At 50.8% G+C, this 13,453-nt stretch carries 13 protein-coding genes and 1 pseudogene; 6 read left to right on the top strand and 8 right to left on the bottom strand.

Annotated features, from left to right (window positions below):
• Positions 1–85: 85 nt before the first annotated feature.
• The gene (locus tag ACYQ27_RS05620) at positions 86–1,012 is read right to left on the bottom strand and encodes an integrase (protein WP_460041209.1); all 927 of its coding nucleotides are present in this window, start codon (positions 1,010–1,012) and stop codon (positions 86–88) included.
• A gap of 603 nt (positions 1,013–1,615) precedes the next feature.
• On the bottom strand, positions 1,616–2,761 hold the full coding sequence (locus tag ACYQ27_RS05615; RefSeq protein ID WP_460041208.1) for a DUF763 domain-containing protein: 1,146 nt from the start codon (positions 2,759–2,761) through the stop codon (positions 1,616–1,618).
• A gap of 117 nt (positions 2,762–2,878) precedes the next feature.
• Here ACYQ27_RS05615 and serK point away from each other — a divergent pair, with 117 nt between their 5' ends.
• Both serK and ACYQ27_RS05605 read left to right on the top strand, forming a co-directional pair.
• Positions 2,879–3,607 carry an L-serine kinase SerK gene (gene serK, locus ACYQ27_RS05610; RefSeq protein WP_456396934.1) on the top strand — a complete coding sequence of 243 codons (729 nt, stop codon included), beginning with the start codon at positions 2,879–2,881 and terminating at the stop codon, positions 3,605–3,607.
• Between the two features lie 76 nt (positions 3,608–3,683).
• Entirely contained in the window at positions 3,684–4,355 is a 672-nt protein-coding gene (locus tag ACYQ27_RS05605; RefSeq protein WP_460041814.1) for an HAD family hydrolase, read from the top strand.
• Here the strand turns inward: ACYQ27_RS05605 and ACYQ27_RS05600 are convergent.
• The 3 genes from ACYQ27_RS05600 to ACYQ27_RS05590 are packed head-to-tail and all read right to left on the bottom strand — an operon-like array spanning position 4,340 to position 6,120.
• Complete coding sequence (locus ACYQ27_RS05600) at positions 4,340–5,116, bottom strand: oxygen-binding di-iron domain-containing protein (protein WP_456453676.1); 777 nt, start codon at positions 5,114–5,116, stop codon at positions 4,340–4,342. The genes ACYQ27_RS05605 and ACYQ27_RS05600 overlap by 16 nt on opposite strands.
• Complete coding sequence (locus ACYQ27_RS05595) at positions 5,117–5,908, bottom strand: hypothetical protein (RefSeq protein ID WP_456453677.1); 792 nt, start codon at positions 5,906–5,908, stop codon at positions 5,117–5,119. It abuts the gene before it with no gap.
• Positions 5,908–6,120 (bottom strand): hypothetical protein, encoded by a 213-nt coding sequence (locus tag ACYQ27_RS05590; RefSeq protein ID WP_456453678.1) that lies wholly within the window; start codon positions 6,118–6,120, stop codon positions 5,908–5,910. The genes ACYQ27_RS05595 and ACYQ27_RS05590 overlap by 1 nt, the downstream gene beginning before the upstream one ends.
• 313 nt (positions 6,121–6,433) lie before the next feature.
• Here ACYQ27_RS05590 and ACYQ27_RS05585 point away from each other — a divergent pair, with 313 nt between their 5' ends.
• The 4 genes from ACYQ27_RS05585 to ACYQ27_RS05570 are packed head-to-tail and all read left to right on the top strand — an operon-like array spanning position 6,434 to position 9,780.
• Positions 6,434–7,408 carry a TFIIB-type zinc ribbon-containing protein gene (locus ACYQ27_RS05585; protein WP_456453685.1) on the top strand — a complete coding sequence of 325 codons (975 nt, stop codon included), beginning with the start codon at positions 6,434–6,436 and terminating at the stop codon, positions 7,406–7,408.
• A 5-nt stretch (positions 7,409–7,413) separates the two neighbouring features.
• On the top strand, positions 7,414–8,301 hold the full coding sequence (locus tag ACYQ27_RS05580; RefSeq protein WP_460041813.1) for a hypothetical protein: 888 nt from the start codon (positions 7,414–7,416) through the stop codon (positions 8,299–8,301).
• Positions 8,302–8,312: 11 nt separating this feature from the next.
• Entirely contained in the window at positions 8,313–8,807 is a 495-nt protein-coding gene (locus ACYQ27_RS05575; RefSeq protein WP_460041207.1) for a hypothetical protein, read from the top strand.
• A 1-nt stretch (position 8,808) separates the two neighbouring features.
• The gene (locus ACYQ27_RS05570; RefSeq protein ID WP_456396924.1) at positions 8,809–9,780 is read left to right on the top strand and encodes an SPFH domain-containing protein; all 972 of its coding nucleotides are present in this window, start codon (positions 8,809–8,811) and stop codon (positions 9,778–9,780) included.
• Between the two features lie 10 nt (positions 9,781–9,790).
• Here ACYQ27_RS05570 and ACYQ27_RS05565 read toward each other — a convergent pair whose 3' ends face one another.
• From ACYQ27_RS05565 to ACYQ27_RS05555, 3 genes and pseudogenes are all read right to left on the bottom strand, one after another.
• On the bottom strand, positions 9,791–11,068 hold the full coding sequence (locus ACYQ27_RS05565) for an AAA family ATPase (RefSeq protein WP_460041206.1): 1,278 nt from the start codon (positions 11,066–11,068) through the stop codon (positions 9,791–9,793).
• 72 nt (positions 11,069–11,140) lie between these two features.
• Positions 11,141–12,053: pseudogene (locus ACYQ27_RS05560) on the bottom strand (M42 family metallopeptidase); the annotation flags it as partial.
• A gap of 451 nt (positions 12,054–12,504) precedes the next feature.
• On the bottom strand, positions 12,505–13,383 hold the full coding sequence (locus ACYQ27_RS05555) for an AEC family transporter (protein WP_456453681.1): 879 nt from the start codon (positions 13,381–13,383) through the stop codon (positions 12,505–12,507).
• Positions 13,384–13,453 lie beyond the last annotated feature (70 nt).

The following is a 13,453-nucleotide window of genomic DNA, read 5'->3' as shown; positions in this document are numbered from 1 at the left end:
GGAGGTGATAAGAAAGTGACGAAAGTTAGTGAATTTGTTGAGGCTCTAGTAGCCCTCATAATAGGTGTGGTTGTACTGAAAGTTCTCATAGATGTCCTTTCAAGCCTTTGACCTGTGGAAGGTCTCCCAGTGTTGCGACCAGCCTGTCCACATTGTTCTTGTAAGCCCGCTTAGCCTGGTTAAACAGGTTGATGTAGTGAGTTGCTAGGATGTCTCCACTTTGGCTATGGCCCACCATGAACTTGACGACACTTTCCTGAACTCCTGCCTCAATCATCTTGTTTATGAACCACTTCCGGGCATACTTCAAGGGGAGGCCACGCTTGACGTAGTAGCTCCCGACGGCGTCATAGGTAATCTTGAACCTTCTCAGCCTTCTTGCCAACTCAACTGGCATGAAGACGTAGTAGCTGATTTTCCCGCCCCTTCTCCAGCCAAGCTCGTAGTAGGCGATGTTGCTGTCAATGTGGAGTTTTGTCTTGTCGAACGTGTTCACCAGCTTGATAGCCTCTTTGATTCGTATCCCACTAAAGAGGCAGAGGAGGCCGACAATCAGCATCTCTTCCCGCTCGACTTTGGTCAGTGCCTGTCTAACCTCCTCGTCACTTGGCAATCTGACGTCAATCCCGTCGGGCCGCTCTTTCAGGAGTTTCAGAAGGCTTGCTGCGAAGTCCTCGCTAATCATTCCTCTCTCCAGCTCAAAGCGTATTAACGCCCGGATACTCCTGACGAAGAAGTTCCAGCGGCCACTCTTGCCATTGTCAACCTTGGTGAGGATTCCTCTCAAATCGGTCGGGTTCTTGATGTCAGCCTGCCCGACGTACTTGTCGAGATAGCGGATATAATCCCGAGCGACATCTCTACTGAGTCGTTCGTGGAGGTAACGAACGAACTCGTCCCTGACAGCGGCATATTTGGGTATATCCGATGTTAGATTGGCTGTTTGACGGTTTAGCTGGCCCTTACAAGGTGGAGGTCCGGGGTTCGAATCCCCGCGGGCCCACCAGTACAAACTTCGCCTGCGCGAAGTTTGATCAAGGTTTGCATGCCCCTTTAAGTGCATTGTTCTTAGGTTGGGTTTATTCAACAAATCGTAGTCTTGTAGTGTTTCACTGTGAAAATAACGCCCTTCGAGCGTTAAAAGAAAAACGAAACCTTCTAAATTGACCCACTCACTTAATTAAACCCCCGTTAAACTTACAATTTTAAAAGGCATGCAAACTTTTTTTCCAAAAGATTGTTTGCCAAACAAAAGTTCCATCAAAGTGAGTAGCTCCTTTTTGAAATGCCGTTTTGATGTTGATTTTCCTTACTCACCACTCCCTCTCTGTATGGAGCCTTTTTGGAGTATTCCCTTTGTGAGGGGTTTCTCTAAATAGACGCCCGAAGGGCGTCCGAGGAGAAAACCCTACCAAGAATTGCAAGTTTGAGAAGAGCTCCACAATTCAACGCAAACTCCCAATGAAAATCAGCCCCCTCAAGATGCCCTTACAAAGGAGCTACAAACTTTTGGTGAAGCTTTTTCCAAAAGCTTGCAAGCAATAATCACCATGAAATCGAACTACCGGGGTGATAGTATACTATCGGGGTGGTAGTTACATACGTGGTTGTACATTCAAGTCGCCCTCTTCTCTTCCTCCGGGAACTTCCAGTTTTTGGTTATCCTCATCACGTTCCTCACGAGGGCCTTCTCCTCCGGATGTCTTGAGATGAGCTCCTCAAGGAATGAGATGAGCCCGTCGTAGGCGGGCTTGTCTATCGGGAAGGGCACTCTATCCTTGCCTCCAACTGCATAGGTGAACTTGAAGGGATCCGGCGGGTGAGTTACCGGGTCCTTCCAGCTCGGGTGGACGTCGTAGACCAGCTCAAGGACGAGCGAGAGTGCCCTCAGCGTGCTCGGACCGAGGCCCTTCAGGAGGAGGAACTCCTCGTAGTTACTCACGCTCAGCTCGCGGGCGAACTCCAGGGCTTTTCTGTTCAGCTCAAACCTCCCGAGGCTCTCGTAGTGCTTTATGAGCGAAACCTCATCGACGTCTCTTGGCCTGTAATAAACGAGCGGACGGTAGCCCTTGGCTATGGCCTTCAGGCTCTCAAGTTCACGCTCGATCTTGACCGGGTTCTCCCCCACCACGTCGAGGAGCGTCTTCTGGTATTCTCTGGCTTCCTTCGAGACCGTGTTGAGGGCAAACTCTCTCTTCAGACCTGCTATTGCCTTATGCGGGTCGAGCGTGAAGGTTTCAGCGTCAAACCAGTGGAAGCGCCTCGCGAGCCTCTCCCTCTCGTTCATGCCCTGCTGTATCACCGCCCAGTTGCCCTCCTCATCGAGGAAGAAGACGTGGTGATAGAGCTGGTAGCCTGTCTGGAGCGCCACCGTGTCAACCTTGGCTACGAGACGGGATGTTCTGACGTAGGGCTCCGGATCGAGTTCATAGAGCTCCGCTATCCTCCTAAGCTCCTCCGGTGTGGCGCGGCTCTTCTTCCCCTTGCCCCCGGCCGCTTTAACCCCAAGCTCCTCCCTCCAGAGGGCGTCCTTTATCATACCCGCCGTTACGGTGGTCGAGCCCGAGGAGTCCCAGTCCATCCCGATGACGTTGTTAAACGCCTGAAACCACACCGGGTCGGAGAGCCTCTCAAGCAGGCCTCTGGTGCCGTACTCTTCAACCGCTAGAAGGAGCACTAACCGGGTGAGCTTCCTCATTCTCTGGGCGAGCCACGCCGGAACGCGGCCGCCGTGGAGTGGCAGGTCTGCGATATTTCTCATCGCTGTATTATCATTCCGAAAGGATTTAAATGTTGCCGGACAGCGGAGGCAGGAAGTGAGAAAGGTTTTTATCCTCCTCACCATTTTACGGAATGATAACATCCGGGAGGCATGATTATGGGAGTTGAAAAGGTTCCAAAATACGACATTCCGGTAAAGAAGGTTGATTACGTTTTTATTGAGCTCGATAAGATGAAGCCGCATGAGCAGCTCGTCCAGAAGGAGCTTGAGGATTTCATTGAGAGCGTTACCGGCTCCGGCGTTTTCTGGAAGCCGATGCTCCTCGCAAAGGTTCCGGGCGAGGACATGTACCTGATAGTTGACGGCCACCACAGATGGGCAGGACTCCAGAAGCTCGGCGCCAAGAAAGCTCCTTCCGTTATTCTGGACTATTTCAGCGATGATGTGAAGGTTTTCACATGGTATCCCGCCTTTAAAGGCAACCTTGAGGGGGTTATTGAGAGACTCCGCAGAGAAGGCCTTGAGGTAATCGAGGATCCCGAGGCGGAGGAAAAGGCCGAGCGCGGTGAGATAGCCTTCGCCCTCGTCGGTGAGAAGAGTTTCGCCATTCCTGGAGCTTTGGATGAGCAGAAGAAGGTGAGCAGGGTTCTCGATGAGATGAATCAGGAAAAGGCAATAGAACTCATCTACTACGGCCTCAAAGAGGACGCCAAGGAGGACATGACCAAGGGAGAGATAGACTACGTCTTCATAAGAAAAGCCCCGAGCAAGGAGGAGGTCATGGAGCTCGTCAAGCGCGGTGAGGTCTATTCTCCAAAAACGACGAGGCACGTTCTCCCGTTCATTCCCGATATGATAGACGTCAAGCTTGAGGATCTCTTTTGATTTGATTTTTAATGTTTTAATTTTCCTGCCGATGAAGGCTACTCGGCCGAGTTATGATGGAGGGGCGGTGGTTGAAATCATCAGGGGGATAGTTTTCGATGTTGATGAGACTCTGGTCTATTATGAGGGCTATGATCACCGGGAATGGTACGATAACTGGGTGATGCCGGCCCTCAGGAAACACGGAATCGAACTTGACTACAAAACCTACAGAAAGACCGTAAGCGGTGAGCTGCCGAGGAGCTACGTGGAGCGCTTTGGGATAGACCCCATCGAGCTCTGGAGAATAATTGATGGAGTAAACCTTGAGTACAGGAAAAAGCTCGCCTCAGAGGGGAAGATAAAAGCCTTCCCGGATGCTGGAGTGCTGGCTGATTTTAAACAGCTCGGTTTGAAGCTCGCGGCCGTTAGCAATGCCTCCCAGGAATGCACTGAATTTGTCCTGAAGCTTTTTGGCCTAAAACGGTATTTCGATGCCGTTTTCGGGAAGGACTACAGCTATCTTGATGGGGTAAAGCCAAGCCCATATCTCATTGAAAAGGCCCTCCATGCCCTCCAGCTCACGCCGGAGGAAGCTATCATGGTCGGGGACAGCAGGCTGGACATTGCTGCAGGACACAGGGCGGGTCTGAAGGTTGTCCAGATAACAAGATTTGGAAAAATTGATGGTGCGGATTATTACGTGGGGGACCTGCAGGAGTTGCTGGGTTTTATAAAAAGAGAAATCGAATCCTACAAGTTCCCGTAGAATTCATCCTCAAACACATCTATACCCACCTCAAGACCCTCAAGCCAGTCAAGAAACCTTCCCACGTTCTCGTCCCGGAATATGGCCCCATGCTGTGGCGCTATGACCCTAGGATTCAGCCTTTTTATGCTCTTAACCCACGCCTTCAGTGCTCTCGTCGAGCTCATATAGCGTTTGTGGAAACCCTCCATAAACTTTGAGTGGCTTTCAAAATCCTCAACGAAGAGATACCACTCCCCCTCAGGGAAGGCCGCCGCGCCTATATCAGAGCTGAAAAGAATGCCGCTCTTTTCGTCGTAGAAGCTGAAGTTCCCGGGACTGTGGAGGTAGTGGCTTGGAATCGCTCTTATCATCGCGTTTCCAAGCTTGAACTCTGCTCCCTGATCAGGGATTCCTACCGTCCTGCCCGCACTTAAAACCGCCATGTGGGGGATGAACCGAACCCACAGCTCCGAGATTGCGACCTTTGCCAGGGGGGCATATTCAAACCACAGGTTTAACCCGGCAACAACATCCGGGTCCTGATGGGAGTACATGAGGTACCTTATCCGGGTCGGTGAAATTAACGATGAAACATTCTTGAGAACCCTCACAAAGACAAAAAATCCGCCAGGTTCTATCAAAGCTGCCTCACCGTCATCCATCACAAGATACTGATTTGTTAAAATCCCTTTTTCATCCTCAGCTTCCTCGATTCCAAGCCAGTAAACCCTATGCTCACCATCATCATAGAGTGGATAACTGTTCATATTTCGTATCATTCACACACCTCCCACAGGAACCCAGACATTTATCATGTAAACACCCTCAATCCCCGAAAGCAGTTCAAGAGCCTTTCGGGCGCTTGTTTCATCCTCCACCTTTATAATGTGCGTCCCGTCAGGATCACGGTATTCTAAGGCGAGAATTTGACTGCCATTCATCAGCAGCTTGAATGAACTCAAACCATCTGCAGTTATGCCGGAGACATAGATGATGCTGTTAGCTACCTTCTCCCTGAACTCTCCAACTACATCAAGAAGCTTCTGCCTCCGTACCATATACAGTCCGCTGTGAACCATCTTTGCCTTTGCCAAAAAGTTCGCAACGCTCATTGGATCTGCAAAATCCACCTGAAGGGCAGCTTCACCGGACTTGGCCACCTTTGGTGGCGAATAACTTTCGGCCAGCTCCTTTAGGCTTTTTGCCATGCCCTCAACCAGAAGCCCCAGGGTCTTTCCGAGAAAAAACTCGCCCCTGCCATGATATGCAAGTTCAACTTCAGCAGATACGTATTTCTGCCATTCTCTGAGCGCTATTGTCACGATTAGATGGCTTCTTTTTCCAGTGCCGTCGTATATATAACTGTTGCTATCTGTGATTACTGTAAAGGAGTAGATATCTCCAAATTTAAATATGAACCTCGGCAGAAGTATCTCAGCGGTTATACCTTTTTTTGAACTAATTCTAACGACATATGGCCAGTTTGTTATAAAAGAAACAGCATCATTCAGTGTTTTTTCGATAGCATCTTTCGGGGCTTCGATATTCACAAGAGCTGTCTTCCTCTTCATCAGAGCACCCCCAGAGCTTTCATAAGCCGGAGGTATGCCCCATCCACCCCTTCACCGGGAATCACAGGTATAACAAAATAGACAAAACCTCCATCGGAAAAGATAAGTTTTCTCTCTCTGCTGTGAAGTGTAACTCCCAGCTCTATTCCCTCAATTATATCCCCTCTGATTCTGGCTTTCCCTACCAGATGGGGAACAGCATTAACATTCAACCCCTCTAGGATGTATGGCCAAACTTCATATACCTTTTCTATAGGATGTTTGTTTCCTCCAATGTAACCAAAACCCGGTACCTGTCTTTTGGTAATCATTTCAATCACATCTTACAGATTTTCCATCTAATTGGATTTCATTTAAGCTATATAATGTTTTATTTTTAAAGTTAATGTTTGAAATTATCACTCCAAATTTTTATTAAAACAGTATAATTTATTAAGTAAATAAAACCATGTCCCTTTGAAGTTCGAATATCAAAAAGCGCTATTTTTAAATATGTTGAATTAAATACTAAGGACAGTGGTGTCTATGGAAGCCTCAGGATTTAAATGTGAGAGGTGCGGTGCACCTCTGGATGTGTCCCCCGAGACGATAGTGGCTGTATGCCCCTACTGCGGTTTTCCGAACCATATAAGCGGCAGCATCAGCACGGAGAATATCTTCATTGCTCCAAGCCTTGGAAAGGACGAGGTCTACAGGGCTTTTATGCACAGGGTTGAAAGGGACGTGGACCTCAGAAGCCTCAGAGATGACATTCAGGTGGTGGAGATTGAAGGCCGCTATGTGCCGTACTGGGAGGGGAGGGTTTATCTCAAAGGCGAGGTCAAATACATGAGAAGGGAAACGGAATGCCACACAGTAACCGACAGTCAGGGAAACACGAGGGAAGAGTGTCATACTGTCGAGAGACACTATCATGAATTCATAGACAGAAACCTGCACCTTATGGGCTCCGCAAGGAGACAGGTTACTGACTTCGGGATAAACGACATAATCAAACACTACAAAAAGAAGTTCCCAGAACTGAAACCCCTGAAGGAGCTTGACGAGGACGAATGGCAGAGGATAAAGCTGGAGATACTGAATACGGAGATGGATGAGAGACAGGCAAGGATGCTGATGAAGGAGGATGCCGTTGATGTCGTCAGAGAGGAGTACAAGGCCAAATCCGACAGGATAGAGTACTTCCGCTGTATGCCCGGCGAACCTGAGGACGTGAAGCTTGTTCTCCTGCCGGTATGGACGGTGTACTACAGATACGGAAACTCGATTTTTAAGGTTGCATTTTCCGGGTGGGACGGCAAAGACGTCGCTGCAACAGAACCCATGACAGCTCTGAGAAGGGCCATGTACGTGGGCGGAATTATCCTCGGGATTGTGATTGGAGGTATCGGGGCAGGAGCCATTTCATCAGGGGCGGCCATAATACCGCTCGTTGCCGGGGCAGGGATAGCATACTACTCGGGAAGTAAGGTTCTCGCAGGGACGAGGGTGGAGAGGTGAGGAGGATGGAAGTCCAGTGCCCGACATGCTCGGCCGAGTTTGCTGTTCCGGACACCATAAGCGTTGTAACATGCCCCTACTGCGGAACAACGTTTAAAGTCGAGAGTAGGGAAAAAGTCGGTGAGCACTTCTTCTTCCCGCCGATAGGAAAGGATCCCGCAGGTTTGCTCCTGAAGTTCATCTCAAGGGAATACGGTGCCCCTGCTGATATAGTGGATGCCAGAGTTAAGGAAAAAATTCTCCACTACGTTCCGGTGCACTTCTTCTACATACACGGCAATCTTATGGGAAGCACCGCCGAAGAGGTGATGTTCATAGGCATACCCGCAGTTAGGAAGTTTAAAGAGCTCCTCAGGGATTATCCGTTCCCGGTTATAGGGAAGAGGTTCTTTGATGAGAACATAGTGAAGAAGGGAAAATACTATGAGCCTGAGATTGACAGGAATACGGCGGAAAAGGAGGCTATCAGCAAGGTCGTTGCGGCTATCAGAGAGGAAGCCAGGGATTCTGGAGATCGGTTCAGTGAGGAGAGACTTAACCTCGATGTTCATTATCAGGGGCTTGTGCATTATCCCATATGGGAGGTTCATTATGAATACGGGGGCGAGGAATTCCACGGTTTTATCGACGGAGCCGATGGAAGGGTGATAGAGGCCAGATATCCGATGACCAGCGAAGCCAGAAAGAAAGCGGGAGTGCTCGGAGGCGGGATTTTAGCCGCGGGTATTGTGGCGGGCATCATTTTTGGAACGATTGGAGGCGTCTGGGGCTTTTTGGGAGGATTTATACCGGGACTGGCAGGCGCTGTTCCAATACTCTTTAAGAGTGCCCACAGAATCCAGACCACAGGCCAGATAAGGAGGGTTTATGAGCATATACATTTCAGACCTTAGGGGGTGTTTGGATGGGAAAGGAAACCTCAATATTTGAAAAGATTGAACTCATCATTCCGGGTTTCCACGGCTACAAGAGGAAGGAGCTCCTCAGGGAGGATGACAGGCTCGTCCGGGGCAAGGTGGCCGAACTGCTCGAACAGGCAAAGAGAGAGCTCGAAAGGGCTCTCCAGAGGTGTGCCATGGCCGGCTGTCCCCAGCTTATGGCCATTGAGAATCTCAGAAAGAAAACGATGATGCTGGAGGGAAAGATCAAACATGCTGAAGCCGGTTACAGGGGCTATTTTGACAGGATCAAGTTCAAAGAGGATGAGCTAAAAAGATTGATTGAATATGATGCCAGCATGATTGAGGATGCACAGGCCGTACTTGAGGGGGCCAAGGCCGTGAGCGCGGCAGTGGCCAATCCCCAGCAGCTTGGAACGGCAGTTCTAAACCTCGAAGACAAGCTTAATGAACTTGAAGGTATTATATCCAGCAGAATGAGCTTTGCGGCGGGTGAATGAGATGGTGACTGTTATCGAATGGGTCAATCCGGGAGAGGATGAGATAATATGGCGCTATCCGAACGAAGTCATCAAATGGGGAAGCCAGCTGATAGTTCATGAGTATGAAGTGGCAGTATTCATGAGGGATGGGAAAATCTATGATGTTCTCGGCCCCGGAAGGCACACCCTGACGACGCAGAATTTACCTCTGCTCTACAGGCTCGTGGGCGGAGGCAACAGCCCCTTCAAGGCTACGGTTATATTCGTCAGCACAAAGCAGTTTCAGGGCCGCTACGGGGGAGAGACGCAGACGAGGGAGCTTGCGCCGATTAAGTACTACGGGGTTTACTGGTTCAAGGTTGGTGATCCTGTTCTCTTCATAACCGAAGTCGTTGGAGGCCAGGGGCTCTATGATGCAGGTGATGTTACAAAGTTTGTCAGGGCATACTTCAACGAGAACATGATGAAGCACCTCTCCGCCTACTCAATAGTCGACCTCTTCCAGAACCTCGATATGGTTAGCACTCAGGTTAAGGTTAAGCTCCTCGAAGACTTCCGCAGACTGGGCCTTGAGCTGGTTGATGTTAAAATCGAGGGGGTCAACACAACCGACGAATGGAGGCAGAGGCTCTTCTGGATTATGCAGACGGGCAACGCACAGTATGTCATGCAGATGGACACCACCAAGCAGGTGGCGGCTGAGCTCGGAAAGAGCCAGGGGGCGGCAGTTGGAGCGGGGATGATGCTGATTCCCCAGCTGATGCAGCCGCCTGCCCAGCCCTATGCTGGCGGGGCGGCTCCTCCGGCAGGGCCCCAACCGGCCGCTCCAGCAGCACAGCAGGGGGAGATATGCCCGTACTGCGGGAAGCAGATTCCCCCCGGAGCGAGGTTCTGCCCCTACTGCGGGAAGCAGATACACCGGTGTCCCAACGGCCACATAGTTCCGGAGGGTGCGAGGTTCTGTCCGGTGTGTGGGGCGAAGATTGAGTGAGCTTTGTTTTTCAGCTCTCTTCTTCTTTCCCTAACGTGTGTTTCAAACTCTCTTCCGCGATTTTCACCAGATCATCGGACGTCAGGACCTCAATTCCCTCAGGCTCCCGCTCGAGGACATCTTTATCCGGAACAACGAGAACCTTCCTGCAGTCGAAGCGGGAAAGCTTTTCCTCGATTTTCCTCACTTCCTCCCTCTTTACCCTCTCCTTCCACTTAACCTCACCAACAAGTTCAAGCCTCTTGAACCCCTGTAAAGCCACGTCAAGCTCAAGCCCCGGAAGTTCAACGCTCACCCTCCTCAAGCCGTAGGCCTTGGCGAGTAAATCAGCAATAAAGTCCTCCACATGCTTCGGAAGCTTATAGTCCACCGCCTTTCTTATGAACTCCGCGGGCGTTTCAAGCTCCGTGTAGGCGTATTTGGTTTCGAGGTAGAAGTGCAGGTCGAGGAGGGGCGAGGCATGCAGGTAAACGAACTTTTTGCGCCTCTTTCCATGAACCAGAAACTTGCGCAGGATTCCCATCTTCGTGAGAATTGTGAGGTACTTCTGGAGCGTCCCAGGATTGTCTTTCTTCAGCAGTCCGCGGGAGAAAAGGGCGGAGGAAAGCTCGGTGCTCGTTCCCTTTCCGTTGGCAACTTCCATCATTATCCCGCGGTAAATCCTCGTCAGTTCGTGACCCTCTTCGCTGAAGGTCTCGCCAACAAGCTCGTTCACGAAGGAGCCGGCGGACGAAAAGAACCCTGCCAGAAAGTTCCTTAGCGGGGGTTTATAGGCCGGAACGAGCATGGGTTCCCTCAGGTAGGTGGAGGCCTCTATCAGCTCCTTCCCCTTCACTTCCTTCGACAGCTCCACCAGAATTTCGCGCTCATCTATGAGACCAATCTTTACGAGGAAAGCTATCCCGAGGAGCGGGCTTTCCCTCATCGAGAGCAACCTTTGAGCGAGCCACATCGTTGAAGTTACGAGGATTATCTCTCTGTCCTGCTCCGTGGAGTACGCATGCAGAAGGTCAAGGAAGTTATCTGGAAGGCGGTGGAACTCGTCGATGACGATTCTCCTTTTTTCTCCCAACAGCCTTGGAAAGAGCCTCATGAATTCAGAATAGGTCATTTTGTCGCCTCTCAGCCTGTCATGGACTGTGCCGTCCTTGTTCACGAAGAAGAACTCGTCGTAGTCGAGGAAGTGCTCAATGAGGAATGTCTTGCCGGTTTTTCTCCTCCCGTAGAGCATCTTCCAGCCCGGGTATGTGAGGAGGGCACGTTCAATTCTTCGAGAAATTATTCTCATGGGAATAATTCCGGTTGGAATAGATATAAAGGTTTCGCCCAGTAAGAGTTGCAAAAGGGAAAAGTGAGAGAATCAAACCCCGAACTTCTCCCTAATGTAGGCCTTTATCAGCTCCTTCGTCGCGAGAAGGCCCTTAATGTGTGTCCTCTCCATGCCGTGGCTCGCATGCACTCCCTGACCTATCAAAGCCACACGCACGTCCCAGCCTGCCCTTAACGCTGCGGAGCCATCGGAGCCGTAGTAGGGAAAGACGTACTCTGTGCCCCTCTTCTCGGCCAGTTCTATAAGTTTGCTCGTCATCTCGTAGTCGTAGGGGCCGCTATTGAAACGGCGGTTTCCTTTCCGGCGATACCATCGCCAACGACGAGGAGCTCCTTCATGCTCCTTGGATAGCCTGCCGAACCGCCGTGGCCGACCTCCTCGTAGGGCGAGAAGAAGAACGCCACCGGGAGCTTTTCGAGCTCATCACTTAAATCGAGCATCAGGTCTATCATACCGCCACACTGGCTTTGTCGTCGAGGAAGTGGGCCTTAACGAAGCCGTTGGTGTATTCAAACTTCGGGTCGAAGGCTATGAAATCGCCGGGCCTTATGCCGAGCTTCTCCGTGTCCTCCTCCTTCTCGACGAGCTCATCCAGCCGGATATGCATGTTCTCCTCCTTGCGCTCCTTCTTTCCCGCTTCTCTGTTCACATGGACGCTCGGATTCCTGAGGAGGAGCGTTCCGCGGTATCTTTTGCAGGAGCGGGTTATTATCGTGCAGTACTCACCCTCAAAGGCAGGGAGGTGAAGGCCCCCAACCCTGGTGAAGCTCAGGTGTCCGTTTGGCAAAATGCCTTTTACCATCGCCCCAAGGGTGTCAACGTGGACCGCTATCACCAGCTCCGGCTCGGGATGATTTCCAGCCAATAGCGCGCCCTTGTTGGTGAAGTAGGTTTTAACGCCGTTTTCGTTGAGGAGCCCCGCTATATAAGCCATGACCTCCTCTCCTCCCCTTTGCGGGGGAGATTTGCGGGTTCATAACCTACTCCCGTTACCGGTTTTAGCTCAGCCCGCAGGCCCGGTCTAAGGCCAATTACCCCTACGCGGGGTTATGATTCAAAGGCCACCCTTAGAGTTTTGACCGCCCAACGGCGATTTTTGAAAGGACGCCTAACGGCGTCAACCCTCTAAGGGCAGAGGGTAACGTGAAACCCCTCATCTAATCGGGTCGTCTTACGGTGGCCTCTCCGAAGTCTTACTACACTCCAGAGTTTAAAAGGGTTCCAGCAGTTTGAATGGCTGACTCAAAAATACCGCATCCCCGCCCGAGGCTCTCAAAAGAAAAAGGTAACCTGTTGGGGACGTATCTCAAGAATTTCTTTCAGAATCTCAACAACGCGTTCCATGGAATCACCATTAAGAAACCGCTCGAAGGGTTGAAAAGGCCATCAGTCGCTCAGCCTATCAGCGAGCGGAGCACAATGAAAAGCAACAGCACCATCAGTGTCAGCACCACGGTGACGCTTATTGCCTCCTCGGCCCTCAAACGATAGTGGGCAAGGATGACATTTGCTATTATCGCAGGAGGCATTGAGGCCTCAACGAGGACGGCATAGTAAATACTCCCCGACCCCCTGAGTGTCAGGAAGACGAAGAGGAAGGGGATGACGCTCCTGAAGAGACCGACCTCCGCCAGATGCTTCCACCGGAACTCCCTCAGGTTTATTATGGAGCCGAAGTATATGAGCAGGAGGGGTATGCTCCACCAGCCGATGGACTTGGCAGGTTCAAGAAGCCACTCCGGGAGCCTGACACCCGCCAGCACAATTCCCAGAGCCAGTAGGTTTGCTGCCGTTGGAGGGAACCTCAGCGCCTTGGCAAGGCTTTTCCTTACGGAGGCCTTTCCGCTTGAGTAATGCGCCGCTATGAAGGTCGCGAGGGGGAGCAGTATAAGGCTGTTGGTCGTTGAGTAAAGTATCGCAGGGGTTATGTCCTTGAGAAAGAGGCTTGCTATCGGAAAGCCCATGGCGGCTGTGTTTGGGTAGGCTGAGAGCACCATAAGGGCCCCTTTCCAGTTCTCCTCATGCACAAAGTAACGGGCATAGAAATATGAGATGCCAAGGCTTAAGGCTATAATGAGGAAAACGTAAATGAAGACAAGCCTTATGCTGAGCAGATATCCCAAATCCTTGCTCGCCACGTTCCCGAACACGAAGAGCGTGAGGAGAACACGTGTTGAGAAAACGTTAAGCCATTTAAAGGCTCTCTCATCCCGGATTAACCTCTTGAGGATGTAACCTACCGCTATGAGCAGGAGCATCTCTGTGATGTTCATGCTAAAAAATAGAACTTAGCGTTTAAAAGTCTGTCGAATAGTAGCATGTAGGAAGCTAAGAGGAAAGGCT

Source organism: Thermococcus atlanticus, from assembly GCF_054657855.1.
The sequence above is the reverse complement of the archived record's forward strand: the minus strand, read 5'-3'. Positions and strand labels throughout refer to the sequence as shown.